General features: G+C 42.0%; 25 protein-coding genes. 18 read left to right on the top strand and 7 right to left on the bottom strand.

All coding sequences use genetic code 11. The features are described from left to right. The first annotated feature begins 482 nt into the window (after positions 1-482). From PGW42_RS07925 to PGW42_RS07880, 10 genes are all read left to right on the top strand, one after another. Positions 483-1,784, top strand: a complete 1,302-nt coding sequence (locus tag PGW42_RS07925; protein WP_118199742.1) for an extracellular solute-binding protein — start codon at positions 483-485, stop codon at positions 1,782-1,784. A 68-nt stretch (positions 1,785-1,852) separates the two neighbouring features. After that, complete coding sequence (locus PGW42_RS07920; RefSeq protein WP_118199554.1) at positions 1,853-2,737, top strand: carbohydrate ABC transporter permease; 885 nt, start codon at positions 1,853-1,855, stop codon at positions 2,735-2,737. Positions 2,738-2,741: 4 nt separating this feature from the next. Beyond that, positions 2,742-3,587 carry a carbohydrate ABC transporter permease gene (locus PGW42_RS07915; RefSeq protein WP_117558001.1) on the top strand — a complete coding sequence of 282 codons (846 nt, stop codon included), beginning with the start codon at positions 2,742-2,744 and terminating at the stop codon, positions 3,585-3,587. Positions 3,588-3,601: 14 nt separating this feature from the next. Next, positions 3,602-5,110 (top strand): arabinosylfuranosidase ArfA, encoded by a 1,509-nt coding sequence (gene arfA / locus PGW42_RS07910; protein WP_117824233.1) that lies wholly within the window; start codon positions 3,602-3,604, stop codon positions 5,108-5,110. 100 nt (positions 5,111-5,210) lie between these two features. Next, entirely contained in the window at positions 5,211-6,200 is a 990-nt protein-coding gene (locus PGW42_RS07905; RefSeq protein ID WP_117557997.1) for a LacI family DNA-binding transcriptional regulator, read from the top strand. A 140-nt stretch (positions 6,201-6,340) separates the two neighbouring features. Continuing rightward, the gene (locus PGW42_RS07900; protein WP_118199551.1) at positions 6,341-7,309 is read left to right on the top strand and encodes a glycoside hydrolase family 43 protein; all 969 of its coding nucleotides are present in this window, start codon (positions 6,341-6,343) and stop codon (positions 7,307-7,309) included. Positions 7,310-7,581: 272 nt separating this feature from the next. Next, the gene (locus PGW42_RS07895) at positions 7,582-8,646 is read left to right on the top strand and encodes a PD-(D/E)XK nuclease family transposase (RefSeq protein WP_270202936.1); all 1,065 of its coding nucleotides are present in this window, start codon (positions 7,582-7,584) and stop codon (positions 8,644-8,646) included. A 301-nt stretch (positions 8,647-8,947) separates the two neighbouring features. Next, positions 8,948-12,427 (top strand): DNA polymerase III subunit alpha, encoded by a 3,480-nt coding sequence (locus PGW42_RS07890; protein WP_270202937.1) that lies wholly within the window; start codon positions 8,948-8,950, stop codon positions 12,425-12,427. A gap of 85 nt (positions 12,428-12,512) precedes the next feature. Further along, positions 12,513-13,490, top strand: coding sequence for a 6-phosphofructokinase (gene pfkA, locus PGW42_RS07885; RefSeq protein WP_055247911.1), 978 nt, complete (start codon positions 12,513-12,515; stop codon positions 13,488-13,490). Positions 13,491-13,514: 24 nt separating this feature from the next. Beyond that, positions 13,515-13,988, top strand: a complete 474-nt coding sequence (locus PGW42_RS07880; RefSeq protein ID WP_055247913.1) for a DUF1934 domain-containing protein — start codon at positions 13,515-13,517, stop codon at positions 13,986-13,988. A gap of 52 nt (positions 13,989-14,040) precedes the next feature. On the opposite strand, the gene PGW42_RS07875 is transcribed toward PGW42_RS07880, so the two are convergent. Continuing rightward, positions 14,041-14,481, bottom strand: coding sequence for a hypothetical protein (locus PGW42_RS07875; RefSeq protein ID WP_117557988.1), 441 nt, complete (start codon positions 14,479-14,481; stop codon positions 14,041-14,043). Positions 14,482-14,718: 237 nt separating this feature from the next. Here PGW42_RS07875 and tig point away from each other — a divergent pair, with 237 nt between their 5' ends. Beyond that, a complete protein-coding gene (tig, locus tag PGW42_RS07870) occupies positions 14,719-15,843 on the top strand; it encodes a trigger factor (protein WP_270202938.1) in 1,125 nt (374 codons plus the stop codon). A gap of 120 nt (positions 15,844-15,963) precedes the next feature. Continuing rightward, positions 15,964-16,605, top strand: a complete 642-nt coding sequence (locus PGW42_RS07865) for an HAD family hydrolase (protein WP_270202939.1) — start codon at positions 15,964-15,966, stop codon at positions 16,603-16,605. A gap of 232 nt (positions 16,606-16,837) precedes the next feature. Here the strand turns inward: PGW42_RS07865 and PGW42_RS07860 are convergent, their stop codons facing one another. After that, complete coding sequence (locus PGW42_RS07860) at positions 16,838-17,548, bottom strand: gamma-glutamyl-gamma-aminobutyrate hydrolase family protein (RefSeq protein ID WP_008368933.1); 711 nt, start codon at positions 17,546-17,548, stop codon at positions 16,838-16,840. 116 nt (positions 17,549-17,664) lie between these two features. On the opposite strand from PGW42_RS07860, the gene PGW42_RS07855 reads away from it, so the two are divergent. Together PGW42_RS07855 and PGW42_RS07850 are read left to right on the top strand one after the other, a co-directional pair. After that, positions 17,665-18,132, top strand: a complete 468-nt coding sequence (locus PGW42_RS07855; protein WP_022221108.1) for an HAD family hydrolase — start codon at positions 17,665-17,667, stop codon at positions 18,130-18,132. A 42-nt stretch (positions 18,133-18,174) separates the two neighbouring features. Further along, positions 18,175-19,377, top strand: a complete 1,203-nt coding sequence (locus PGW42_RS07850; protein ID WP_173692361.1) for a class I SAM-dependent rRNA methyltransferase — start codon at positions 18,175-18,177, stop codon at positions 19,375-19,377. 92 nt (positions 19,378-19,469) lie between these two features. Here PGW42_RS07850 and PGW42_RS07845 read toward each other — a convergent pair whose 3' ends face one another. The 5 genes from PGW42_RS07845 to PGW42_RS07825 all read right to left on the bottom strand — a co-directional run bounded on the left by PGW42_RS07845 (position 19,470) and on the right by PGW42_RS07825 (position 23,689). After that, positions 19,470-19,955 (bottom strand): gamma carbonic anhydrase family protein, encoded by a 486-nt coding sequence (locus PGW42_RS07845; RefSeq protein ID WP_270202940.1) that lies wholly within the window; start codon positions 19,953-19,955, stop codon positions 19,470-19,472. 28 nt (positions 19,956-19,983) lie between these two features. Continuing rightward, the gene (locus tag PGW42_RS07840; RefSeq protein WP_270202941.1) at positions 19,984-21,819 is read right to left on the bottom strand and encodes a Na/Pi cotransporter family protein; all 1,836 of its coding nucleotides are present in this window, start codon (positions 21,817-21,819) and stop codon (positions 19,984-19,986) included. 182 nt (positions 21,820-22,001) lie between these two features. Continuing rightward, positions 22,002-22,532: a flavodoxin family protein BilS gene (bilS, locus tag PGW42_RS07835; RefSeq protein ID WP_270202942.1), complete on the bottom strand. Its 531-nt coding sequence runs from the start codon at positions 22,530-22,532 to the stop codon at positions 22,002-22,004. Positions 22,533-22,552: 20 nt separating this feature from the next. Beyond that, a complete protein-coding gene (locus PGW42_RS07830) occupies positions 22,553-23,272 on the bottom strand; it encodes a J domain-containing protein (protein WP_195502476.1) in 720 nt (239 codons plus the stop codon). A 21-nt stretch (positions 23,273-23,293) separates the two neighbouring features. Next, on the bottom strand, positions 23,294-23,689 hold the full coding sequence (locus tag PGW42_RS07825; RefSeq protein ID WP_022221103.1) for a hypothetical protein: 396 nt from the start codon (positions 23,687-23,689) through the stop codon (positions 23,294-23,296). 221 nt (positions 23,690-23,910) lie between these two features. On the opposite strand from PGW42_RS07825, the gene srtB reads away from it, so the two are divergent. From srtB to PGW42_RS07805, 4 genes are all read left to right on the top strand, one after another. Continuing rightward, on the top strand, positions 23,911-24,741 hold the full coding sequence (gene srtB, locus PGW42_RS07820; RefSeq protein WP_118199543.1) for a class B sortase: 831 nt from the start codon (positions 23,911-23,913) through the stop codon (positions 24,739-24,741). 15 nt (positions 24,742-24,756) lie between these two features. Next, the gene (locus PGW42_RS07815; protein WP_022221102.1) at positions 24,757-24,951 is read left to right on the top strand and encodes a DUF951 domain-containing protein; all 195 of its coding nucleotides are present in this window, start codon (positions 24,757-24,759) and stop codon (positions 24,949-24,951) included. A 100-nt stretch (positions 24,952-25,051) separates the two neighbouring features. Then, positions 25,052-25,339, top strand: coding sequence for a 30S ribosomal protein S6 (gene rpsF / locus PGW42_RS07810; RefSeq protein ID WP_008368913.1), 288 nt, complete (start codon positions 25,052-25,054; stop codon positions 25,337-25,339). Positions 25,340-25,352: 13 nt separating this feature from the next. After that, the gene (locus PGW42_RS07805; protein WP_055155542.1) at positions 25,353-25,793 is read left to right on the top strand and encodes a single-stranded DNA-binding protein; all 441 of its coding nucleotides are present in this window, start codon (positions 25,353-25,355) and stop codon (positions 25,791-25,793) included. Positions 25,794-25,804 lie beyond the last annotated feature (11 nt).

Raw genomic sequence — 25,804 nt, 5'->3', positions numbered from 1 at the left:
GAACGGTACGCACGGTGGTGTGAGAGGACGGCGGTTAGTCACCGCCTCCTACTCGATTAGAATGAGGTTGTGACACCGAATCAGAGTGCTTTCTTTTTGCTGATTCGGTGCTCAAGATTATTGATGATAATGAAAAAATCCGGGCGATTTCAATTCAAAAATGTAGTGGTGTGGTGAAATGCGGATGGTATGAGACCACGTTTGAAAAATGTGAAATTATCTGAATAGTCAGAATAAATAATGTGAGTACACGAGAACATAAAGAAAAGACACAGAAACAAGGAATAAATGCACAAAAATATAATTTTAAAATGTGTAATATTAACAAAGATATAAAAAGCATTTGACTTTTAACAAGAGAAGGAATATCCTTTACTTAGAACAAAAAACGTACACGTGTACATTGCGAAAAAGCAAAGAAAATATAGTGCTTGAACTTGACGAAGGGAAAGTATTTACTACGTTTCAGAAAGGGAATCAATATGAAAAAGTGGAAAAGAATTACGGCATTAGGTTTATCTGCGATGATGATTGCATCACTTACAGCATGCGGAGGTTCAGGGGACAAAAAAGAGTCAAAGAAATCTGGAGATTCTAAAGGAACAACTATTACTTTTTGGAATAGTTTTACCGGTGCAGATGGAGATATGCTGGTGAAAATGGTTGACAAGTATAACAAAGAGAATAAAGATGGTATCACAGTAAAAATGGATATTTCTTCGGATCTTGACAGTCAGTTATCAACAGCCTTTGCTGCAAATGAGGGACCGACAATGATTCTTAGTTCAAGTGCATACCGCTTTACTTATGGAGATTATCTTCAGGATGTAAGTGATGTATTTGATAAAACGAATCTGGACAAAGATGATTTTATTCAGTCTTATCTGGACTACTGCTCCGATGACGAATCGATGTATTTTGTTCCGTTCCAGGTAGTTGGATATTATATGTACTGGAATAAAGATCTGTTTAAAGATGCAGGATTGGATCCGGATACACCGCCGGCAACATGGGATGAATGGCAGAAAGATGCAGCTAAGATTACTGATGCAAACAAGAATGTTTACGGTTCGGGAATTTCTTATGATTATGCTTATCAGATTGCACATATCATGCAGCGATTTGGAGGACTTGCGGTTACAGATGACAACGGAAACTGGAAAGCTAATTTTGAAGGCAATGCAGGATATGAAAAATTCCTGAATATGTATAAAGATATGGTTGATAATGGTGATAATCCGTTAGAAGCAGATACAGATTCAATGGCAAGCGCCGGTCAGATTGGAATAACAATAGGCGGACCATGGGTAACAACCGGACTTGATACAGCCGGTGTAAATTATGGAATCAGCCTGATCCCACAGGGAGATGCCGGAGATATGAATTCTGTAGAAGTCATTGGATTTGGTATTACGACAGCAGCCAGTGAAGAAGAAAAAGAAGCAGCATATAAATTCATCGAATGGTGGAATACAGCAGATAAAGATGGAAAAAGCCCGGCATTAGAATGGTCACTTGAAAATGGTTTCCCGGCATATACATACTCTGTACAGGACAATGAAGAATACAAGGCAAATAAAAAATTAAGTGCTATGTCAGCAGCAAATCCGGAAGCACCTACAGATTTTATTGTAGATTCTAATTTTCCAGGAATCAGTTCTGTATTAACAGATGTTATTCCGGAAATGATCAATTCAGTGGCATTTGGAAAGTCTTCTGTGGATGAGGCTTTGGAAAAGGCACAGAATTCAGCAGATAAGATTGTAGAAAAGTACAATAAATAGAATGCTGTTAAACGGGGAAATGAGGCGGCTTGGATAAGTCGCCTTTTCAAATGAGATTGGAGGAAAAAATGGAGAAAATAAGACGATACTGGAATACACCCTCCAGAAGTGCGTATGTTTTTATAGCACCATCCGTTATTTTACTGTTATTGTTTAACGTTATTCCGCTTGTTATGGCGTTTGGATTGAGCTTTTTTGATGTCCCGATTACGCTGAATACAGCAAGCTTTATCGGTTTTGATAATTTTATTGAGGCTTTTCATGATGCGCGTTTTCTTAACAGTTTGAAAATCACGGCAATATTTACAGGACTTGAAGTTCCGATTCAGGTGCTTGGAGCTTTAATTGTTGCAGCTGTGATCAGCAAGAATAATCTGAAAAACAAATTTTTACGTGCTGTATACTTTTTACCGGTCATCTGTTCTGCCACTGTAATCGGAATTATGTGGAGAATGATCCTTCATTCTAATATTGGTTTTATTACAGCAGCATTGCAGTCTATGGGATTTGGGAAAATAAATTTCATGAATACACCGGGACTTACTATATTTGTTGTGTCTTTTATTTCTATCTGGAGAAGTTTTGGAATATCAGCGATTATTTATGTGACTGCAATCCAACAGGTATCGCCTTCGCTTTTTGAAGCTGCTGAGATGGATGGGGCAGGGAAGATCAGACAGTTTATCCATATAACAGTGCCTTCTATCAGACCAACATTCTGGTATATTCTGATGACAAGATTTGCAGGGGCATTACAGATTTTTGATATTATTTATGTTACAACAAACGGTGGTCCAAATTATACAACAGAATCAACAGTAAGTTACATTTATTCAAGAGCATTCTCATCTAATTCAAGTATGGGATATGCATCAGCGATGTCAGTCGTGTTGTTTGTTGTTATTATGTTTATAACGACTTTGATGTACAGAAGAATGAACAAGGAGGATTAGCGGAATGAAAAAGAAAAAGACAATAAAGATCAAGAATGTCGTTTTAGAAATACCGGTTGCCGTGATGTTGATCATTCTGACACTTCTGGTTCTTGTTCCGGTAATCTGGATGGTATTCAGTGCATTTAAACCTGAAAAAGAAATTATTTCGTGGCCGCCTACATTTATACCGAATTCATTTACTTTGGAAAACTTTACAGATGTACAGGACCGTATTGATATTCTTCGATATATTTTGAACTCTGTTATTTATGCGGGAGGAACGACAGCACTTGCGGTTGTTGTAAACTGTATGGCTGGATATGCGTATGCATTTTATGACTTTAAAGGAAAAACGGGAATGTTTTTGATGACTCTTGCAACCATGATGGTTCCGTTTCAGGTTATTATGGTTCCGCTTTTCCTTGTTGTATATAAGATGGGAATGTACGATTCTTATTGGGGACTGATTATACCGAGAGTTGCAGTGGCAGGATCTATTTTTATGATGAGAGCTGCATTTACCGGAATTCCCAAGGAAATGGCAGAAGCGGCGAGAATTGACGGGCTTTCAGAATATGGGATTTTCTGGAAAATTATGATGCCACAGGTAAAACCGGCGGTTATTACTTTAATTATTCTGAGTGTAAATGGCTCATGGAATGATTTATTATGGCCTATGATAGTAACAAGTAGTACAGAAATGCGTACATTAGCAAATGGACTGGCTTTGTTTATTGGACAAAATACGATTGAATATGGAGCGGCATTTGCCGGAGCATTGATTTCGTTATTACCAATGTTTGTTCTTTATATGTTTGGTCAGAAGTACTTCATTGAAGGCATGAGTAGTGGTGGACTGAAAGGATAGGAGAATTATTTCATATGGAAAACACAAAAATAATATGTAATAAAGAATTTGCGATAGGCAAAATAGATCCCAGACTTTATGGTTCGTTTCTGGAACACATGGGAAGAGTTATTTATACAGGGATATATGAACCAAATCATAAAAGCGCAGATGAGGATGGATTTCGTAAAGACGTGTTGGAACAGGTGAAGAAGATGCATGTAACAGCAGTACGTTATCCAGGTGGAAATTTTGTTTCTGCGTATCATTGGGAAGACGGGGTAGGACCAAAAGAGAAAAGACCTCGTAAACTGGATCTTGCGTGGAAAGCGATTGAAACGAATGAATTTGGGACAAACGAATTTATGAAATGGGCAAAAAAAGCGGATGTACAGCCGATTTTTACAGTAAATCTGGGTACAAGAGGCGTTGAAGATGCAATACATTATCTGGAATATTGCAATTTCCCGGAGGGAACACAGTACAGTAATCTGAGAAAAGAGCACGGTGTTGCCGAACCTTATGGAATTAAAATGTGGTGCCTTGGAAATGAAATGGATGGTAGCTGGCAGATCGGACATAAATCAGCGGAAGACTATGGAAAGCTGGCAGCAGAAACCGGAAAAGTAATGAAGCTGATGGATCCGACAATCGAACTGATTGTGTGTGGAAGTTCTTTGTCAAATATGAAAACTTATCCGGAATGGGATATGGAAGTCCTTGAAAAAACATATGATGTTGCGGACTACCTTGCGCTTCATCAGTATTATGCCGGGCAGGATAAGGGAACCAAAGGATTTCTTGCGCAGACGCTGGATATGGAAGAATATATCCGTACGATCCGTTCGGCAGCACAGGTTATCAAGCAGAAAAAGCGGTCTAAAAAAGAGATGAAGTTCAGCGTGGATGAATGGGGAGTATGGGCAGTCCCAAGTAATACCGTAAATGCAGAAATTGACCAGAAACCATGGGGAATCGCACCTGCGATCAGTGAACAGATTTATACGCTGGAGGATGCACTCCTATTTGCGGGGATGCAGATGGTGATTCTGAGAAATGCAGATGTGATCAAGATTGCATGCCAGTCATTGCTTACAAATATCAGTGCATGTATCATGACTGAAAAAAATGGGGAATACTGGCTTCAGACGATATACTATCCGTTTCATTATTTTGCAACCTATGCGAAAGGGACTGTTTTGAAAACAGCAAGTATAGGACCGTGTTATAGTTGTGCAGAATTTGATGGGGTTCCATATGTGGACAGTCTTGTTGTGTGGAATGAGGAAGATCAGGAGCTTGTCATCTTTGCAGTAAACCGAAGTGAAGAAGAACTGCAGAAAGCAGAAGTAGATCTGCAGGATTTTGAAATACAACATGTGATAGAAAGCATTTGTATGACAGCTGAAAATAAAAAAATGACCAACATGGAACAGCATGATGCAGTAATCCCGAAGAAAGAAAAAAATGTTGAGATAGAAACAGGCAGATGCCAGATTACACTACAACCATTGTCATTTAATATGGTACGGTTAGCTGTCTGAGAAGAACAGGAGAGACAGAAGAGATAAGAAGCGAACCTTCATTGCCGATACAGGGAGATTATGATATACTCGGAGTAGAATCAGGATCGGGGGTGTAATTATGGCGATTACAGTAAATCAAATTGCAGAACAATGTGGGGTTTCAAGAACGACGGTGTTACGTGCACTAAATGGTGGCAGTGTCTCAAAAGAAACAAAAGAAAAAATCCTGCAGGTCGCAAAAGAAAATAATTATCGTCCCAATCTTCTGGCACGGAGTTTGAATCATGGCAGAACAATGTCCCTTGGTGTTGTAACAATCAATATTGAGAATATGTACTTTGTACAGTCGTTGAATACGATTAACAAAGAGGCAGACAAAAGAGGTTATTTTACGAATATTGTTGTCTGTGATGAGAGCTTGGAATGGGAAAGAAAACTGATACAGGGGCTTGCAGAGAGGCAGATGGAAGGTATATTGATCAATCCGATCAATAAAGGAAAAGAATTTGAAGAATTTCTTTTATCATTACACATCCCGATCGTATGTATTGGAAACCAGGTGTCCGGGAAGATCACTACGGTACAGGTGAATGAGATGGCAGCAGCGATGGATGCGGTAGAACTTATTGTATCAAAAGGATATAAGAAAATTGTATTTGTCTGTCCGCCGCTGGAGATGGAAGAAACACAGAATATTTATGTACATAAGCAGAGAGAAAAAGGATTTAAAGCTGCAATGGCGATTCACCCGGAACTGAAAATGAAAATGATTGGGAAAACAGAGTTTCTCCCGGAGGTTGAACGAATCTGTGCAAGAGGATTGCATGAAAAGACTGCTTTTTTGTGTTCGGGTGACAGCTATGCTTTGTCTATTATGCAATGGGGCACAAAAAAAGGTCTGATGATACCAAAGGATTTCGGATTAATGGGGTTTGACGATATCAGTCTTTTGCAGTATATCACGCCGAAACTGACAACTGTTTCAACAAATTTGGAAGGTGTTGCATCAACGGCGGTTGTGGAATTGATCCAGCAGATTGATTCAAAAGAATACTCGCCAAAATCTATTTATCTGAATTATCATATTCTCGACCGGGACACATTGTAAGGTTTCTTCTATATCTTCTGTATTTTGAAATAATGTGAAGTAAGATCGCGAAAATTGCAAGGCAATAGAGCAATCAGAAACAACGGTGAATTGCAAAAAAATTTTTGACACTTGCAGTGAAAAGATAAGAGGATACGATTATGGATAAAACAAATTACAGACAAACAGAATACAATAAACCATTTATTATACAGCGGGCAGATCCTTATGTTTACAGACATTCTGATGGAACCTATTGGTTTACTGCATCTGTACCGGAATATGACCGTATTGTACTTCGCAAAAGCAATACGGTCGACGGATTGGCACAGGCAGAAGAAGTAACCATATGGAGAAAGCATGAAAACGGAATTATGAGTGTGCACATTTGGGCACCGGAAATTCATTATGTGGATAATAAATGGTTTATTTATTTTGCAGGTGGAGATATTGAGGATATTTGGGCAATCAGACCGTATGTGTTGATGTGTGAAGGTGACGATCCATTGAAGGATCCGTGGAAAGAGATGGGAATGTTAAAGCGAAAAGACGCGTTTTCATTCCAGGACTTTTCTTTGGATATGACCGTGTTTGAAAATATGGGACAATGGTACTGCGTATGGGCAGAAAAAGTTAGTGTTGGAAAGAAGATTTCCAATTTATACATTGCCAGAATGGATTCACCAACAAGTCTTGCGACAGAACAGGTTCTTCTGACTTCACCGGATTATGACTGGGAAAGAGTGGATTTCTGGGTAAATGAAGGACCGGCAGTTGTACATCATGATGGGAAAATATATCTGACTTATTCGGCAAGTGCTACAGGAGAATGCTATTGTATGGGAATGCTCAGCATAGAAGAGACAGAAGACCTGCTGAATCCAAGGGCTTGGAAAAAAGAACGATATCCGGTCTTAAAAACAGATGCAGAAAGAGGAATCTACGGGCCGGGACATAATTCTTTTGTAAAGTCGGAGGATGGAAAAGAAGATATTATGATCTATCATGCAAGACCATACGATGAAATAATCGGAGATCCACTGTATGATCCCAACAGACATGCTTACCGCATGCGCATAAAATGGAATGAACAGGGAAGACCTGTGTTTGATTACTGTAATAATTACTAAATGCTGAAACAATTAGAGGACTCAGAAATTTGGAAGAGCGATTCAAATTTCTGGGTCCTTTGTTATTTGAGGTTGTGATATTAACATACTGCTTTATTTTCAGAACATTTGCTAATTGAAGACGGACTGGGACCATGTTATAATCAGGCAACAAGATGTGGAGAAAAGAACAGTAGAAAATCTAAAAATCAAATTATAGTCATATAACCAGCAGCTTATGGAAACTCATATCTGAAAATGCTCCTGATAAAAATTGTAGCGGGAGGAAATATATGAGAACGAAATTACAGAAGTATTTCCCAATGATAAAGACCAGGCAGGCGATTCTGGATGAGATTGATGGGAATGCAAAAATGCATAGTGTTTTTTACAGCTGGGAAAAGAAACAGAAGGAAGAATTTTTAGATTTTTGTACAGGTGTAAAAGGAGTAAAATTACTGTATGATTCATTTTTTAAGCAGATTATGAATCCGGAGACAGCACCGAGGCGGCTGGAAGAGTTTATTTCAGCAGCAATAGGGGAGAAAGTGAAAATCCTGCATGTGTTGCCAAATGAATCTGCGAGAATTGCAGCAGAGGATTCACTTTTAATTATGGACATGGTGATACAGTTGACGGACGGAAGTCTGGCAAATGTGGAAATCCAGAAGCTGGGATACCGCTTTTCAGGACAGAGAAGTGCGTGTTATTCGGCTGATTTGCTTTTACGGCAGTATAAGCGACTGCGGGAAGAAAAAGGAAAGAGTTTTACATATAAAGATGTCAAGAACGTATATACAATCGTGTTATTTGAAAAAAGTGAGAAGAAATATCATGATTTTTCAGAGCAGATTTATATCCATCATATGGAGCAGAAAAGTGATACCGGAATCCAGGCAGATCTGCTTCAGAAATACACGTTTATATGCCTTGACATCTTCCGGGATGTCATTCAAAATAAAGATGGAGAGATTGAGAATAATCTGGAAAAATGGTTATTATTTCTAAGTGAAGATAATCCGGAGAGAATCATGCAGCTAGTCGAAAAAGTACCGGAGTTTAAGGCTCTTTATGAAGAAGTATATACCATGTGTCAGAATGTAGAGAGGATGATGGAAATGTTCTCAAAAGAGCTGGAGATATTGGATAAAAATACAGTACGGTATATGATCGATGAGATGCAGGAAGAGCTTGAAGGGCAAAAGAAAGAGATTAAAGGACAGCAAAAAAAGCTTGAGGATCAAAGCAGGATCATCCATGAAGATGCAAAGCGTATGGAAGAAATGAATCAACTTCTTAAAAAAAGAGAAGAAAAGATTCGGGAACTGATGGAGCAGTTAGAAAAGTCATCCAGATAAGAGAAGGGCGTACTGGTTACTGGCTATAATAAAAGATGAATACCGTCGCATTGGAAATGAGATCTGATGCGGCGGTGTTTTTGCGTTAGAGGATAAATAAGGTTGTGACACCAACGCCCCAAAAAGAAAGTTAACACGATTCCCGCTTTCAGGGGTTCATCGGAATGTTTTGCCGAGGGGAACCGGAGTACATATATTTGGAAATCCGCCGTCCACCAACCTATAAAATTTTCCCCACACCAGTTGGAAATCCCCCTCATTTCTGCTAAAATGGAACACAGAGAAAAGGAGCGAACACAATATGAATTTTGCGCATTTGCACGTCCACACGGAATACAGCCTTCTGGACGGTTCGAATAAAATTAAAGAATATGTTGCCAGAGTCAAAGAACTGGGGATGACAGCGGCTGCGATCACAGACCATGGTGTCATGTATGGCGTCATTGACTTCTACAGAGCCGCAAGAGCGGCAGGAATCAATCCTGTACTGGGATGTGAAGTCTATGTGGCACCGGGATCCAGATTCGATAAAACAGCCGTAGGACGCGATGAGGACCGATATTATCACCTGGTACTTCTTGCCGAGAATAATACAGGCTACGCCAATCTGATGAAGATCGTGTCACGTGCATTTACGGAAGGTTACTATTATAAGCCAAGAGTAGATTATGAGCTTCTGGAGACCTATCACGAAGGAATCATTGCCCTCAGTGCATGCCTTGCCGGAGAGGTACAGAGAAACCTGGCGAGAGGGATGTATGAAGAAGGAAAAAAAGCTGCGCTTCATTATGAACAGATTTTTGGGAAAGGCAACTTTTTCCTGGAACTGCAGGATCATGGGATCCCGGAACAGCGCACCGTTAACCAGCAGTTGATGCGTCTGTCGCAGGAGATTGGAATCGACCTTGTGGCGACAAATGACGTGCATTATACTTACGCAGAAGATGAAAAGCCACATGATATCCTGCTTTGCCTTCAGACAGGGAAAAAGCTCGCAGACGAGGATCGGATGCGCTATGAAGGCGGACAGTACTACGTGAAGTCCAAAGAAGAGATGGCAGCACTTTTCCCATATGCACCGGAGGCGCTGGAAAATACACAGAAGATTGCAGACAGATGCCATGTAGAGATTGAATTTGGTGTGACAAAGCTTCCGAAATTCGATGTGCCGGAAGGATTTACCTCATGGGAATATTTGAATAAGCTCTGTTTTGACGGACTGAAAAGACGATATGGAAAAGACCCGGATCCAGCTCTTGTGGAGCGCCTGAATTATGAATTGGGCGTTATCAAAAGCATGGGTTACGTGGATTACTTCCTTATTGTATGGGATTTTATTCATTTTGCAAAAAGCAATGGAATCATGGTTGGACCTGGGCGTGGATCTGCGGCAGGAAGCATTGTGGCGTACACACTTGCGATCACCAATATCGATCCGATCCGGTATCAGCTGCTGTTCGAGCGTTTTCTGAATCCGGAACGTGTGTCCATGCCCGATATCGACGTGGACTTCTGCTTTGAAAGAAGGCAGGAGGTCATTGACTATGTTGTACGTAAATACGGCAAAGACCGGGTGGTGCAGATCGTAACCTTTGGTACACTGCAGGCGCGTGGGGTGCTGCGGGATGTGGGAAGGGTTATGGATCTTCCGTATGCTTTTGTGGATTCAATTGCAAAGATGATTCCGAAAGAACTGAATATTACATTGGATAAATCCCTGAAGATGAACCATGAGCTGAAGAAGCTCTATGATGAAGATCCACAGGTAAAAGAGCTGATCGATATGTCAAAGAGGCTGGAAGGTCTGCCACGGCATACATCCATGCATGCCGCGGGAGTCGTGATCAGCCAGAAGGATGTGGATGAATATGTTCCGCTGGCACTTGGAGCGGACAACAATGTGGTCACACAGTTTACCATGACCACACTGGAAGAACTGGGACTTCTGAAAATGGATTTCCTTGGGCTTCGTACCCTGACCGTCATCCAGGATGCGATCAGACTGGTTGAAAAAAGTACCGGTGTGAAGCTGGTAACAGAAGAATTAAATTATAATGATAAAGCAGTGCTTGACTATATCGGAACCGGAAAGACGGACGGTATTTTCCAGATAGAAAGTGCAGGGATGAAGAGCTTCATGAAGGAGCTTCGACCACAGAGTCTGGAAGATATTATCGCCGGAATTTCTCTTTACCGGCCAGGTCCGATGGATTTCATTCCACAGTATATCAAAGGAAAGAACCATCCGGAGCTGATTACTTACGAATGCCCGCAGTTAAAGCCGATCCTGGCACCGACCTATGGCTGCATTGTATACCAGGAACAGGTTATGCAGATCGTGCGTGACCTTGCCGGATATTCACTTGGGCGAAGCGACCTTGTACGCCGTGCCATGAGTAAGAAAAAGGGCGACGTGATGCAGAGAGAGCGTCAGAATTTTGTATATGGTAATGAAGAAGAAGGCATTCCGGGCTGTGTCAAAAATGGAATCGATGAAAAGGTTGCGAATAAGATCTATGATGAAATGATCGATTTTGCAAAGTATGCGTTCAACAAATCACATGCGGCAGCGTATGCGGTTGTCTCATACCAGACAGCGTATCTGAAATATTATTATCCGGTAGAATATATGGCAGCACTTATGACTTCTGTCATCGACAATCCGGGAAAGGTTGCCGAATACATTTACACTTGCCGACAGATGGGAATTTCTATCCTGCCGCCGGATATCAATCGTGGGGTTGGTGATTTTTCTGTAGATAACGGTAATATCCGTTACGGACTTGCGGCGATTAAGGGGGTTGGAAGACCGGTGATCGAGCAGATCATCCGGGACAGAGAAGAGCATGGCACGTTTCGTGATCTGAAGGATTTTCTGGAACGGCTTTCCGGTAAGGAAGTCAATAAACGTGCGGTAGAAAACTTTATCAAATCCGGCGCATTTGACAGTCTGAAAGGGACCAGAAAGCAGTTTATGATCATTTATGTACAGATCATGGATCAGGTAGCACAGAACAAGAAAAATTCGCTTGCCGGACAGATGTCGCTCTTTGATATTGTAGATGACGAACAGAAAAAAGAATTTGAGGTCACGCTTCCGGATGTGGGAGAATACCAGAAGGAAACGATGCTTGCATTTGAAAAAGAAGTACTCGGCGTGTATATCAGCGGACATCCATTGGAAGAATATGAAGAGAAATGGCGCAAGAGTATTTCCGCAACGACATTGGATTTTCAGCTTGATGAAGAGACCGGACGGACAAAAGTGCGTGACGGGTCAAGGGAGATCATTGGTGGTATGATCACATCGAAGACGATCAAATATACAAAGAAGAATCAAACGATGGCATTTATTACCGTAGAGGATCTTCTTGGAACGGTAGAGGTTGTCATTTTCCCGCAGAGCTATGAGAAAAGCCAGCAGTATCTGCAGGAGGACAGCAAAGTATTTGTGCGGGGACGTGTATCGGAAGAAGATGATAATGCAAGTAAGCTGATCTGTGAAGAGGTGATTCCGTTTGATATGACGAAAAAAGAACTGTGGATCCAGTATGCCGACAAACAGAGTTACCTTCAAGATGAGCAGAATCTGTTCCGGATGCTCGCGGAAAGTGAGGGTGAGGACCAGGTTGTAATCTTCTGCAAAGCGGAGAGAGCGGTAAAAAGACTGCCTAAAAACGCAAATATCCAGGTAGAACCTGGAATTTTGAGCAGATTGACGAATTATTTTGGAGAAGATTGTGTAAAAGTAATAGAAAAACCCATTGAAATGAAGGGGTGAATATTATACAATAACGTGTGGATTGAGATAAATTAAGCAAAAGGATAGTAAAGTTACAAAGTAGAAGAGACGGAGGAGACATATCATGGCAGAAAAAGTAATCAGAACTATCGGCGTATTGACCAGTGGTGGAGACGCACCGGGAATGAACGCTGCAATCCGTGCAGTTGTAAGAACCGCATTGGGAAAAGGACTGAAGGTAAGAGGAATCAGAAGAGGTTATTCAGGACTTCTTAACGAGGAAATTATTGATTTAAGTGCCAGAGATGTATCAGACACGATCCAGAGAGGTGGAACGATTCTTTTGACAGCCCGTTGCGAGGAAATGCGTACACCAGAAGGACAGCAGAAAGCAGCAGCAATCTGTAAGAAATATGGAATTGACGGTCTGGTAGTTATCGGAGGAGACGGTTCCTTCAAGGGAGCACAGAAATTATCTGATTTTGGAGTAAATACAATCGGACTTCCGGGAACGATCGATCTTGATATCGCATGTACAGAATACACAATCGGATTCGATACAGCGGTTAATACAGCGATGGAAGCAATTGACAAAGTACGTGATACATCTACATCACATGAAAGATGTAGTGTTATCGAAGTTATGGGACGTGATGCGGGATACCTTGCACTGTGGTGCGGTATTGCCAATGGAGCAGAGAAGATTCTTCTTCCTGAGGAACATGACTACGATGAAGCAAAGATCATTGCAGACATCAAAGAAAGCAGAAAACGCGGTAAAAAGCATTACATTATCATCAATGCCGAAGGTATCGGTGATTCTATGAATATGGCAAAGAGAATCGAAAAAGAGACGGGTATGGAGACACGTGCTACTATTCTTGGTCATATGCAGCGTGGAGGAAGCCCGACAGCAAAAGACAGAGTTTATGCATCTATCATGGGATCTCTTGCTGTAGATCTTCTTCTTGAAGGAAAGACAAACCGTGTAGTAGGATACAAACATGGCGAGTATATTGATTTTGATATCAACGAAGCACTGGCAATGCAGAAAGGAATTCCGGAGTACCAGTACGATATCGCAAAACAGCTTGCCATCTAATAACAGACAGATTGGATGACGTGTATGACACAGGATGTATTATTGACGATTTCCGGACTACATGATATGGCATTTGCAGATCCGGAAGAAAATGAAGAGAATGAGCCGATTGAAGTGATCACTCCGGCGAGCTATTACTGGAAGAACGGAAAGCATTATATTCTTTATGATGAAGTAATGGAAGGGATTCCGGGGGTGGTTAAGAATAAGATCAAGATCACCGGTGAAGATTCGATGGAGATCATGAAGAGCGGAATTACGAATGCACATATGGTATTTGAGAAGAATCAGATGAATGTCACATATTATGATACACCGTATGGGCAGCTTCATGTTGGAATTCATACACGGAAGCTGGATGTGAATGTGGATGATGAGCGAATTGATATTGCTGTGGAGTACGGGCTTGATGTGAATCATGAAGCGACGGCAGACTGCCGGATCGCAATGAGCATAAGACCGAAAGCACAGGCAGAGGAAGCAATTTCAGGAAAATAAACAAAAAGGGTAAATGATTCAATCGGCTCAGAATCATTTACCCTTTTTATTGTTACTTGTTCCGCAGTCTTGCCCAGAATCCTTTTTTCTTAGGTGGAGCCTCAAGAGAACCTCTGACTCCTTTTACTGCAGTGATGTAAATACCGCTTACGGTTGCTTTTACTTCTTTTTTGACTGGAATAAGATCATAGATGCTTGCATCACACATCAGAGTCATAATCTTTGGTCCGACTTTTGCCTTGACAACCGGTACCTTTGAACGACGAAGATACTTAGGTGTATTCTCAAGAACAACTGATGGGAAACCGGCATCTTTAAGCTTCATCTTGCCTTTGTCGATAATCAGGATGTTGACCTGCTGTGCAGCAGCTGCAATCATCTCTTCCTGTTCTGCCTGCTTTTTCTGCGCTTTCTTACCGAGGAAATACAGAACAACCAGGGCGATAAGCAGTACGGCAAGAATTACCAGTAATACGATCGTTATCTTACTCACGGGTTTTCCTCCTCAAATCATATTTACACATAGCTTATTGTAGCATTGTTTGTAGACAAGTGCAAGTAATTTGAAGTTTTTGGCGGCTTTTTGAAAGTAATGGAAAATCTGAAATAAATGTGAATTTTGGGAAATCCCTTTTCAATGACAGATTATGTGTTATAATCATATGTAGCGCTCTGATGTGAGTGATTCAGACAGTCAGAGAGAATGAAGATATAAGAGGTGTAAAAGAAAATGAAAAAGAAATTAACAGTACTGGCAGCAGGTATCTGTGCATTGTCATTACTTCTTACCGGATGCTCCAGTGAGATTTCCAATGATTATGTTACGATTACAAAATATAAAGGTGTGGAGATTGATAAAGTAGATGCGGATGCGATATCGGATAATGATGTAGAAACACAGATCAACAGTGTGCTTCAGTCTAAGTCAACTACAACAGAAGTTACAGACCGTGCAGCACAAACTGGAGATACAGTAACGATCGACTACGAAGGAAAGAAAGATGGTGAGGCATTTAAAGGCGGAACAGCGACAGATGCACAGCTTACATTAGGAAGTGGTCAGTTTATTGATGGATTTGAGGATGGCGTTGTCGGACACAATATTGGCGATACTTTTGATCTGAATCTGACTTTCCCGGAGAACTATGGAAATGAAGATCTTGCAGGTCAGGCAGTTGTATTTACCGTTACACTGAAGGGAATTAGCCAGACCGATGTACCGGAACTTACCGATGAATTTGTACAGAGTGTATCTGATACTTCCAAGACGGTGGAAGAGTACAAAAAGGAAATCAAAAAATCTCTGAAAAAAACCAGCAAAGAAAACCAGCAGAATACAATCAAGGAAAATGCCTGGAAAGCAGTACTTGAGAACACAACTGTGAACAAGTATCCGAAGAAGGATCTGAAGAATATGATCAGTTCGATCAAGACACAGTATAAGAATATGGCATCTTATTATAATCTTGATTTTGCAGATTTCCTTAAACAGTATATGAATATGGATGAGGAAACTTTTAATTCAAAGGCAACCCAGGCTGCAAAGGATCAGGTAAAGGCCAACCTTGCGGCAGATCTGATCATTGAGAAAGCAAAGATCGATGTGTCAGATAAGACGCTTGAGAAGAAGTATAAGGAGTACGCAAAGGCTTACGGATACGAAGATGTAGATGCACTCAAAAAAGCACTGGAAGATGCCGGAAACCTTGAGAATCTGGAGAAGACAGCAAGACTGGATATCGTAGAAGACTGGGTAGCAGACAACTGCAAGCAGGTGAAAAGTACTTCATCTGACAGTAGTGAAAGCGGTTCAAACAGTACAGGAAGTACCGGCAGCACAGAAAGTACAAAATAGATATAAGCAAACATTCAAAAGGCGGAGAATAAAATCTCCGTCTTTTTTCTTCCTGAAGGGAATGGTATGATATAGAAAGTAATTGTTTTTACAAAATGAAATATACTACAGGAGGACAAGATGAAAGCAGTACTTTTTGATATGGATGGCATCCTGATCGATACAGAGAAATATCTGACAGTATACAAACAAAAGGCAATGCGGGAGGCGGGATACCGGTTGGATCTGGAAACGGCATACAAATTCCGCAGCTGTGCATCCGTATTTGCAAGAGAGCAGATGAAGGGAATTTTTGGAGAGGATTTCCCATACGATGAGCTCAGACGGCGCAGACAGGAGCTGATGAGTGATCATATTGCGCGTTTCGGAATTGAGAAGAAACCGTATGTGGAAGAGACGATCAAGGAGCTGAAAAGACGTGGTTATCAGACGGCAGTCGTGACGGCTACAGCGGAAGACAGGGCTGTGCGTTATCTGGAAATGGTCGGATTTAAAGAGCTGTTTGATGAGATCATCAGTGCATCTATGGTGAAATTGGGAAAACCGAGACCGGATGTGTATCTCTATGCCTGTGAGAAGATCGGGCGGAAGCCTGAAGAGTGCATGGCGGTCGAAGATTCACCGAACGGGGTAAATGCGGCTTACCAGGCGGGCTGCCATGTGACGATGGTTCCGGATCTGACACCTGCAGACGAAGAGATCAAAAAGATGGCAGATCATGTCGTTCCAGACCTGCGAGGACTTCTGGAATATCTGAGATAACCCCTGAAAATGAGGAGAGCCGATATCCGGTCTCCCGAATATCGGCGTTTATGAAAAAGAAAAATTTTATTATGTGAAAAGGTTTATTTCCTTTTGACAATTATTAGTATACTCGTATCTTGTGAAAAAAGTGTGTTTATAATTTGAAAGAATTATGAACGTTTGTGAACATATTATACATATATTCTGAAGGGACCGCAGACAGCAGAGTCTGCAGCCCGACAAAAGGGATTTAGTCTGTTCCGGGAAGCATCGACCGGACGAAAAGCGAAAACAATTCCCGCATACATGGAGAAGTAAAAAACATGGATTCCGGATGCCACTGAACGCCAAGTGCAAAAGGCTGTCCTTCGATTTCAATTGCCTCAACTGTGCCATCAGAAGTGTGTGCACATGCATGGACATTTTTTCCGAGCAGATGAACGGACTGATGGTGGAAACTATTGGTATACAGAGTGTCTCCGGTCAGTTCATGAAGATGGCTGTCTTTGGCGATGAAAATCTGGTGCCACATATCGCTGCGGTTCTGTGAGGTCTGCATATGCAGAAAAGGATCTCCGGGCTGACAGGAAAGATCCTGGTAGATACTTCCGCCACAGGCGGCGTTGAGCACCTGCATACCCCGGCAGATGCCGATTACCGGAAGATGACGTTTTAAGATTTCCTCTGCAAAATGAATCTGGAAAAGATCTACAGAAAGATTGGTCTGTCCTACACCTGGAAGTGGATCTTCATTGAAGAGAAACGGTGTAAAATCACCTCCTCCGGGGAGCAGAAATCCATCGCATATGTCAAGATAAGAATTGATCGGGAAGTCCTGAGGAAGAATCGGTATCAGTAGGGGGATTCCTCCGGAAATGCGGACTGCCCGCACATAGGTATCGGTTACAAACTGGTTTTTGCCGTCGAAGCCACAGCATAAGATTCCAACAACTGGTTTCATATTTACAATCCTCCTCTTTATCAGATAAATCAGTTGTTACAAAATATGTGGAGTCTGTATGAAATATGTATTATAATAGAAAAAGCAACATGCCAGATGGCAGGAAAGGAGTTCCTATGAAACTGGTTATTCCGGAATATAAAACATTAGAACTTGATACGATATTTTTAGATATGAACGGGACGATCGCTGTGGACGGCGTGATCCCGCCGAGTGTGAAGGAACGTCTTATCGCACTTTCAGAGCAGTTCCGAATTTATGTACTGACTGCAGATACGCATGGAAATGCGAAAGCGCAGTGCGAAGGGCTTCCGGTGATCCTGGAGACATTTCCGACAGGTAATGCAAAGGAGTATAAAAGGGAATTGGTAAAAGCAACCGGTGCAAAACGCTGTGTGGCAATCGGTAATGGCAGAAACGATGAGTGGATGCTGAAAGAGGCGGCGCTTTCCATCGCTGTTATGGACCGGGAAGGGGTCTATGGGAAATTATTGAAAAATGCGGATCTCTGTGTCAGATCTATGCAGGATGGACTGGATCTTCTGCTCTATCCAGGTCGGATCATTGCAGGACTCCGTGGATAATATTTGCAGAAGAATACGTAAGAGTATGTGGAAGGAGAAAAGATGCGTCAGGCTATAGTGACATTGAAAAAGGGTGAGGGACGTCTGCTGAAATCAGGCGGCGCCTGGATATTCGATAATGAAATTGATTCGATTATGGGAGAATTTGAGAATGGTGATATTGTGATCGTCCATGATTTTGACGGGTACGGAATGGGAAGAGGATTTATCAATATGAATTCTAAGATCCGGATCCGTATGATGACAAGAAAGCAGGATCAGGAGATCGATCATGCATTTCTGGAAATGCGGGTGAGAGATGCGTGGGAATACCGGAAAAAGACAGTAGATACATCAAGCTGCCGTGTGATTTTCGGGGAAGCGGATTTTCTTCCCGGACTGGTGATTGATAAATTCTCGGATGTGTTGGTTGTAGAGTCTCTTGCACTCGGAATTGACCGGATGAAAGAAGAAATCGTGGACATTCTGAAAGCGGTACTTTCAGAAGATGGAATTACGATCCGTGGCGTGTATGAACGAAGCGATGCAAAGGTTCGTCAGAATGAAGGCATGGAGAGAGTCAAAGGCTTTATCGGTGAAGAATTTGATACCAAAGTTGAGATTGTGGAAAATGGTGTCAGATATATGGTTGATGTCAAAGACGGACAGAAGACAGGATTTTTCCTGGATCAGAAATACAATCGTCTGGCAATCCAGAGACTTTGCAAGGATGCAGAGGTGCTGGACTGCTTCACGCACACAGGCTCTTTTGCGCTGAATGCAGGGATTGCAGGGGCAAAGCATGTGACAGGTGTAGATGCTTCAGAACTTGGCATAGAACAGGCAAGAGAGAACGCAAGACTCAATGGATTAGAGGATAGAGTTGAATTTGTCTGTGCAGATGTATTTGACCTGCTTCCAAAGCTGGAAGAAGAAGGAAAGCAGTATGATGTGGTAATCCTGGATCCACCTGCATTTACCAAATCCCGTAAGACGATCAAGAATGCGACAAAGGGATATCGTGAGATCAATATGCGCGGAATGAAGCTGGTAAAACCAGGCGGATATCTGGCAACCTGTTCCTGCTCGCATTTTATGGATTATGAGCTTTTTACGAAGACGATCCACCAGGCAGCGCAGAATGTGCATAAGAGGATCAGACAGGTAGAATACCGGACACAGGCACCGGATCATCCGATTCTGTGGTCTGCAGAAGAATCGTATTATCTTAAATTCTATGTGTTCCAGATCGTGGATGAAAAATAAAGTGTTGTAGTAGATAAAAAAGGTATCGAAAATCAAACATAAATGATTTTCGATACTTTTTTTACTAGTGTACATATTTCAGATTTGATATTCTATTCAAACTGCGCAGCCGATAATGCAACATAATCCGCAGCATTTTTATAAACTGACTGGATCTCTTCCTCAGTAAGAGGTCTTTTTACTTTTGCCGGGCTTCCGATAACCAGCATTCCATCCGGAATAACTGTGTTCTGAGTAACCAGACTTCCGGCACCGATCAGGCAATGCTTTCCAATCTTTGCACCGTTTAAAATCGTACTTCCCATCCCGATTAGAGACGCGTCACCAATTGTACAGCCGTGGATCACACAGTTGTGACCAACAGTGACATCATCACCGATAACGGTCGGAAAACCGTAATCTACATGGACGGTACTGTTATCCTGGATATTGCTGCGCCTGCCAATCGTGATCGATGCCTCGTCGCCACGGACGACTGCGTAATAGAATACGCTTGAGTCAGCACCGATGGTGACATCACCTAGGATGACGGACTGACTGGCAATGTGCGCCTGTGATGAAATATTTAAAGAAGACATTACAGCAGATTCCTTTCTTGTTGTAAGATTATTTTTTGGATTCAACAGCTTTGACCGGGTTTTTTGCGGCTGCTTTTGTATCCTGTTCCGCTTCCGGCTGATAACCATTGATATTATATTTCTGCTCGTAATAATCAAAGGTGGATACATAATTGTTGTCTTTCAATTTCCGTACACTCTTAGTGTATTCGTGCATATCGAAATTGGAAGAATCCAGTTCCAGGATTGCAACGGCAATGTTAGAACAGTGGGCTGCAATACGATCATAGTTGGTGAGCAGATCGTTAAATGCAAATCCGGTGTTCAGATCACACTGCCCGTTACGGAGCCTTTTAATATGACGCATTTTCAAATCGTTGCATAAAATACCGATCAGTTCGCGAAGCGGTTCTACTTTGGCAGCATTTACAAGGTCTTCATCTACAAATGAATTGATCGTGAGATCAAGGAGCTCTTTTAATGCGGATTCAAGAACATGAAGCTCGTATTTGGCTGCATCTGAAAAAATACGTGATTTTTCATGAAGTTCCTGTGCAACACGGGAAATATTGACTGCATGGTCACCCAGACGTTCAAAATCACTGATCGTATGAAGGAACTTGGCGGTCTGTTTGGACTGTTCCGGTGTCAGGTCATGCATATTGAGCTGCATCAGATAGGTTCCCAGTTTATCTTCGTATTTGTCGATCAGATTTTCCTTTTCCTGAATTTTGTTGAACTTATTATCTGAAAAATCTTTCAGCAGTGCAAGGGCGCGACGGATATTTTTGTATGCTTTCTTTGCCATTCCGTTGACTGCAAGCTGGCTCTGTGTGATTGCCAGTGGCGGATAATTGAGGAAACGTTCCTCAAGAAGATCGAAATCTGCCTGCTCTTCGTTGTCTTCATCGGTATCTTTAATAAGGAAGAAGACAAGCTTTTCAATCTTGCCGATAAATGGAGCAAGAACAAGGATTGTCAGAAGCCGGAATACCGTATTCAAAAGTGCCACACGGAAAGGCGACATAATTTCACCCATAAATGGGAAATGCACGATGGCATTTGCAGAATAGAATACGATGGACCAGAAAATCATACCAAATAAATCGTTCAGCAGATAGATCAGAGCAGTACGCTTTCCGTTCTTGTTCGTTCCGATTGAGGAAAGAAGAACCGGACATGCGGCACCAACGCCGATACCCATTGTGATCGGAAGTGCAGCTGCAAAGGTGATCGATCCGGTAATGGACAGTGCCTGGAGGATACCTACAGAAGCAGAAGCGCTCTGTAAAACTGCTGTAAATACGATCCCGACAAGGATTCCCATAAATGGATTCGTGAACATGGTCAGAAGTCTGACGAAATGCGGATTCTCTTTCAGAGGAGAGACAGCACCGCTCATGGTCTGCATCCCGATCATCAGGATCGCAAAGCCAAGCATGATGTCACCAATATCAGAATACGGTTTTTTCTTGATGAATGTACGGAAAATAATTCCGATGATTGCTACGATTGCAGAAATTGTAGCGGTTGATAAAAGCTGCGCGATTCCGCTGGAACCATCAATGTAGGAGAGACATAAGATCCATCCGGTGATACTGGTTCCGATGTTGGCACCCATGATGATACCAATTGCCTGTGCGACCTTCATCATACCAGAGTTTACAAATCCGACTACCATAACTGTCGTTGCAGAGGATGACTGAATGATAGCGGTTACGACAGTACCCAGCAGAAGTCCTTTCAGAGGAGTGTTGGTCAGCCTGTATAAAATCAGTTCAAGCTTATTGCCGGCAACTTTTTTCAGACTGTCGCCCATCAGTGACATACCGTATAAAAACAGGGCTACCCCACTGAGTAATGACAAAACCATTGTAATTCCCATAATTTTGTTTTCCTTTTCTTTAAGCATTAGTTTACATTTTGTCGCAAAAAAAATATCGTACAGCTACTTTAAATATGAAAAGTCTGCATGCAGATCACACAAAGTGACGCTATACGACACCCTTATTATATAACAAGAAAGTTTCCATAGGTAGACTGAAACGATATTTTTTTACACTTTTTTTACATAGACTTAACTTTTTCTATACATTCGGTAGCAAAAAGAGCCGCATTTTCAAGGTCTGTGCGTGTCGGATGAATCATTGCTTCGTCAAAATTCTGTAATTGCCGGCGGATTTGCTGGCAATCGCAATCTTCTGGTGTATTCAGCAAGGATTCATATTTTTGACGGACAGCAAGTGGCATTTTCCCCTGGCAGATAAAAGAACCAAGATAACGATTGTCGTCTTCAAGCCAGATCCGGACACTGGATGCGATCTTTTTGTAGTATTCCGGGCTGTTCCCGGCACCGCAGGTTCCAAAGAGAGCAACGGATTTGTACGACAGACCGGAAAGGAAGTTGCCGATCTCGAGGCTGCAGGTTCCGCGGTGAACACAGAAACCGACAAAATAAATTTTGGCCTCTGGGAAATCGGTACGTTCATGAAGATTTATCAGATCTTTGGACATCCCCGGAAGAGATGCAAAAATTTCTGTTGCTATTTTTTTTGTATTTCCTGTCTCACTCTCATAGACAACAAGATAATCTAACATATAATATTTCCTCCTGTTATTTAGTGGTATGTATAAGGAGAACCGCAGAAGAATCCACCGCCGCCACAGCAGAGATTGCACATGAGGTTGGCAATGCAGAGCTTCACGCAGAAATCATTGTTGATCGTTGGTGTGCCGCCATACATTGTCTGTTGTGTACGATACCAGCTCCCGCCATTTTCAAGACGGCTGACAAGGGACTGATATTGATAGTTGGACGGCTCCAGACGAAGTGCTTCTTTGGCGTGCTCCAGGGCAAGGACATTATTGCCCATGCCGGAATTGGCGATAGAGCTGTAATAGTACCATCTGGCAGAACGGTCTTTGATCCCTGAAAGGACATTTAAAGCTTCTTTATAATGGCCACTGTTCAGATAATTGGCGGCGGCACGCAGATGAATATCTTCTTCTGTCTCGGTTGTCTGCTGATTCTGATTGGTATACTGACCGTAGAAACCGCCGAATGGACCAAAACCGCCAAAACCTCCGTATCCGCTTCCGGCATCGCCATAACCTCCGGAGCCTGTTCCGGTATATCCGGAAGCACCCATTTCTTTTTCTTTCATGATCTGCTGGTAAGCCTGTTGGATTTCTTTGAATTTGGCTTCTGCCTGATCTTTATTTGGATTGTTGATATTGGCATCCGGATGATAAATACGGCTTAATTTGCGGTAGGCTTTCTTGATATCCTCATCGGAAGCATCCCGTGAAACGCCGAGTATTGAGTAAGGATCCTGCATAATTGATTATTCTCCTGATCGTTAGCTTTTTTTGATAAAAGTAGTCTGGCATTTTGGACAGCGGATCTCAATTTTACCTTTTCCCTTTGGGACACGAATCTTCTGTTTGCAGTTTGGACACTTGTAAATGTGGTGTGTCTTGCGCTGCGCTGCCATATACTTCTGTTTTGCAAAAAATCCACGGATCTTTGAAGTGTGCTGGAGAAATTTCTGGTTTTCCAGTGCACGCTTGTAGGTCTGACGTGAAAACATGCGATAGTAAGAGTATATCACGAATGCCCACCCAATTACATAAAAAATACGAAAATGGAAGATGCTTGTGATCAGCATCAGAATTACGCCGCTCCATAAGAGAAATTTGCCGAAGGTATCTACTCCGTACCTTCCATACATAAAACGCATCAGTTTTTCTTTCATAATGTTCATCCAATCTTTTTTATTTATAGAATATGATACTATACGATAGTTTACATTGTACGCCTGCCCACACAAAAATCAATAAACTCTCTATTAAAAAACTCTAAAAAGTATGTTATACTGCTGATATCGTGAAAATATGGAAGAAAATAGGACTTCTGGGATTGCATGGCAATGGAGCAATCCGGGAACATCATATATAAAAAGCAGAGGAGGAAATTATGGGACGGAAAGAACATGGCCGGGATGAAAAGCATTCCAGGCGTGACCGGCGCAAGAAAAAAGGTGGAATCATCAGTACGGTCATTTTGATCGTTGCAATCTGTGTGTTTGCATTTTCTGCCTTTCAGCTGTATAAAATCTTTAACGGATATCACAAAGGGGAAAGTGAGTATGATGATCTGGTAAAGCTTGCGGTTACGGAAGATAAGGGGGAACAGGAGAACGGGACGGACGACCAGGATGGAAGCAGATTTTCCGTGGATTTCGATGCACTCAGACAGATCAATCCGGATGTGGTTGCATGGATCCGTTTTGACGAACCGGCGGTGATCAATTATCCGGTTGTGCAGGGAAGTGATAATTCAGAATATCTGAGTAAGACATTCAAAGGATATGACAATACCGTAGGAACGATTTTTGTAAATGCTTATAATCATGCGGATTTTAATGACAGAAACACGATCATTTACGGACATTATATGTATAATGGAACGATGTTTAATGAGCTGGAGCAGTATCACGAAAAAAGTTTCTGGGAAAAATACCCTTCCTTCTATATTTATACACCGGATGGCAATGTGGCTACTTATCAGATTTATTCTGTTGGAGTGGTAAAAGATACTTCCGAAGGCTATACATATCAGTTCGCAGATGATGCGGCGTTTGCATCCTTCCTTGAAGCAACGAAGGCGTCTTCTTTGTATGATACAGGTGTGGAAGTGGGAAATGATTCGCAGATCGTGACGTTGTCCACCTGTACACGGGAGGGAAATGATGACAGAACGATCGTACACGGTGTCAGGGTAAATGTACAGCCGGCAGGAGAATAAAAGAGGAGTAAAGAGATGGCAGCAGAAGCAAAATTTGAAGTCGGAGATGTGATTCGGATGAAAAAACCGCATCCGTGCGGAAGCTCAGAGTGGGAGATCCTGAGAGTAGGGGCGGATTTTCGCCTGAAATGCCAGGGATGCGGACATCAGGTAATGGTACCGCGCAGACTGGTTGAAAAAAATACAAAAGAAATAAGAAAAAAGGCTTGAAACAAAGCCTGAATTATGATATCATACCAACTTGTGATATATTATTTATCCTTGTTCCCGGCGGATCCGGGAGCCAAAAGACCATAAGGAGGTGCAGGACATGAGCAAATATGAATTAGCAGTTGTTGTCAGCGCAAAACTCGAAGACGACGCCAGAGCAGAAGTAATCGAAAAGGTGAAAGCACTTGTTACACGTTTCGGTGGTAACATTACTGACGTTGACGAATGGGGAAAGAAGAGATTAGCTTACGAAATCCAGAAGATGAAAGAAGCTTACTACTACTTCATTCACTTTGAATCTGAAACAACAACACCAGGCGAAATCGAAGAAAGAATTCGTATCATGGATGGTGTAATCAGATATTTATGCGTGAAACAGGAAGCTTAGAAAGAGGCAACGTATGAATAAAGTAGTTTTAATGGGACGTCTGACAAGAGATCCTGAAGTGAGATATTCACAAGGTGAGAACGCTCTCGCTATTGCAAGATATACATTAGCTGTAGACCGCAGATTCAAGCGTGACGGAGAACAGACCGCAGATTTTATTAACTGTGTTGTGTTCGGAAAGAGTGCTGAATTTACAGAACGTTATTTCCGTCAGGGAATGCGCGTAGTGGTTTGCGGAAGAATCCAGACCGGAAGCTATACCAACAGGGATGGTGTAAAGGTCTATACAACAGAAGTTGTTGTTGAGGAACAGGAATTCGCAGAAAGTAAGAATGCTAGCAGTGCTAATACACAGTCTTATCAGGCAGCCCCGGCACCGGCGCCAAGCGCTGATGCAGGTGACGGTTTCATGAACATTCCAGACGGAATTGATGAGGAGTTACCGTTTAATTAAGGTTGAAAGGA

It is taken from the genome of Coprococcus sp. TM115-187, assembly GCF_027679115.1.
Lineage (GTDB): Bacteria > Bacillota > Clostridia > Lachnospirales > Lachnospiraceae > Allocoprococcus > Allocoprococcus comes.
Note: the sequence above shows the minus strand (reverse complement) of the source record. Positions and strands in the feature narration are given on the sequence as shown.

Bases quoted from the DNA above. Each gene is read 5' to 3' on its own strand.
- PGW42_RS07840 (WP_270202941.1), bottom strand. From the start codon at position 21,819: ATGGGAATTACAATGGTTTTGTCATTACTCAGTGGGGTAGCCCTGTTT.
- PGW42_RS07850 (WP_173692361.1), top strand. From the start codon at position 18,175: ATGCGTCAGGCTATAGTGACATTGAAAAAGGGTGAGGGACGTCTGCTG.
- bilS (WP_270202942.1), bottom strand. From the start codon at position 22,532: ATGTTAGATTATCTTGTTGTCTATGAGAGTGAGACAGGAAATACAAAA.
- PGW42_RS07805 (WP_055155542.1), top strand. From the start codon at position 25,353: ATGAATAAAGTAGTTTTAATGGGACGTCTGACAAGAGATCCTGAAGTG.
- arfA (WP_117824233.1), top strand. From the start codon at position 3,602: ATGGAAAACACAAAAATAATATGTAATAAAGAATTTGCGATAGGCAAA.
- PGW42_RS07880 (WP_055247913.1), top strand. From the start codon at position 13,515: ATGACACAGGATGTATTATTGACGATTTCCGGACTACATGATATGGCA.
- pfkA (WP_055247911.1), top strand. From the start codon at position 12,513: ATGGCAGAAAAAGTAATCAGAACTATCGGCGTATTGACCAGTGGTGGA.
- PGW42_RS07845 (WP_270202940.1), bottom strand. From the start codon at position 19,955: ATGTCTTCTTTAAATATTTCATCACAGGCGCACATTGCCAGTCAGTCC.
- PGW42_RS07915 (WP_117558001.1), top strand. From the start codon at position 2,742: ATGAAAAAGAAAAAGACAATAAAGATCAAGAATGTCGTTTTAGAAATA.
- PGW42_RS07920 (WP_118199554.1), top strand. From the start codon at position 1,853: ATGGAGAAAATAAGACGATACTGGAATACACCCTCCAGAAGTGCGTAT.
- rpsF (WP_008368913.1), top strand. From the start codon at position 25,052: ATGAGCAAATATGAATTAGCAGTTGTTGTCAGCGCAAAACTCGAAGAC.
- PGW42_RS07830 (WP_195502476.1), bottom strand. From the start codon at position 23,272: ATGCAGGATCCTTACTCAATACTCGGCGTTTCACGGGATGCTTCCGAT.
- PGW42_RS07925 (WP_118199742.1), top strand. From the start codon at position 483: ATGAAAAAGTGGAAAAGAATTACGGCATTAGGTTTATCTGCGATGATG.
- PGW42_RS07825 (WP_022221103.1), bottom strand. From the start codon at position 23,689: ATGAAAGAAAAACTGATGCGTTTTATGTATGGAAGGTACGGAGTAGAT.
- PGW42_RS07815 (WP_022221102.1), top strand. From the start codon at position 24,757: ATGGCAGCAGAAGCAAAATTTGAAGTCGGAGATGTGATTCGGATGAAA.
- tig (WP_270202938.1), top strand. From the start codon at position 14,719: ATGAAAAAGAAATTAACAGTACTGGCAGCAGGTATCTGTGCATTGTCA.
- PGW42_RS07905 (WP_117557997.1), top strand. From the start codon at position 5,211: ATGGCGATTACAGTAAATCAAATTGCAGAACAATGTGGGGTTTCAAGA.
- PGW42_RS07865 (WP_270202939.1), top strand. From the start codon at position 15,964: ATGAAAGCAGTACTTTTTGATATGGATGGCATCCTGATCGATACAGAG.
- PGW42_RS07855 (WP_022221108.1), top strand. From the start codon at position 17,665: ATGAAACTGGTTATTCCGGAATATAAAACATTAGAACTTGATACGATA.
- PGW42_RS07895 (WP_270202936.1), top strand. From the start codon at position 7,582: ATGAGAACGAAATTACAGAAGTATTTCCCAATGATAAAGACCAGGCAG.
- PGW42_RS07890 (WP_270202937.1), top strand. From the start codon at position 8,948: ATGAATTTTGCGCATTTGCACGTCCACACGGAATACAGCCTTCTGGAC.
- PGW42_RS07860 (WP_008368933.1), bottom strand. From the start codon at position 17,548: ATGAAACCAGTTGTTGGAATCTTATGCTGTGGCTTCGACGGCAAAAAC.
- srtB (WP_118199543.1), top strand. From the start codon at position 23,911: ATGGGACGGAAAGAACATGGCCGGGATGAAAAGCATTCCAGGCGTGAC.
- PGW42_RS07900 (WP_118199551.1), top strand. From the start codon at position 6,341: ATGGATAAAACAAATTACAGACAAACAGAATACAATAAACCATTTATT.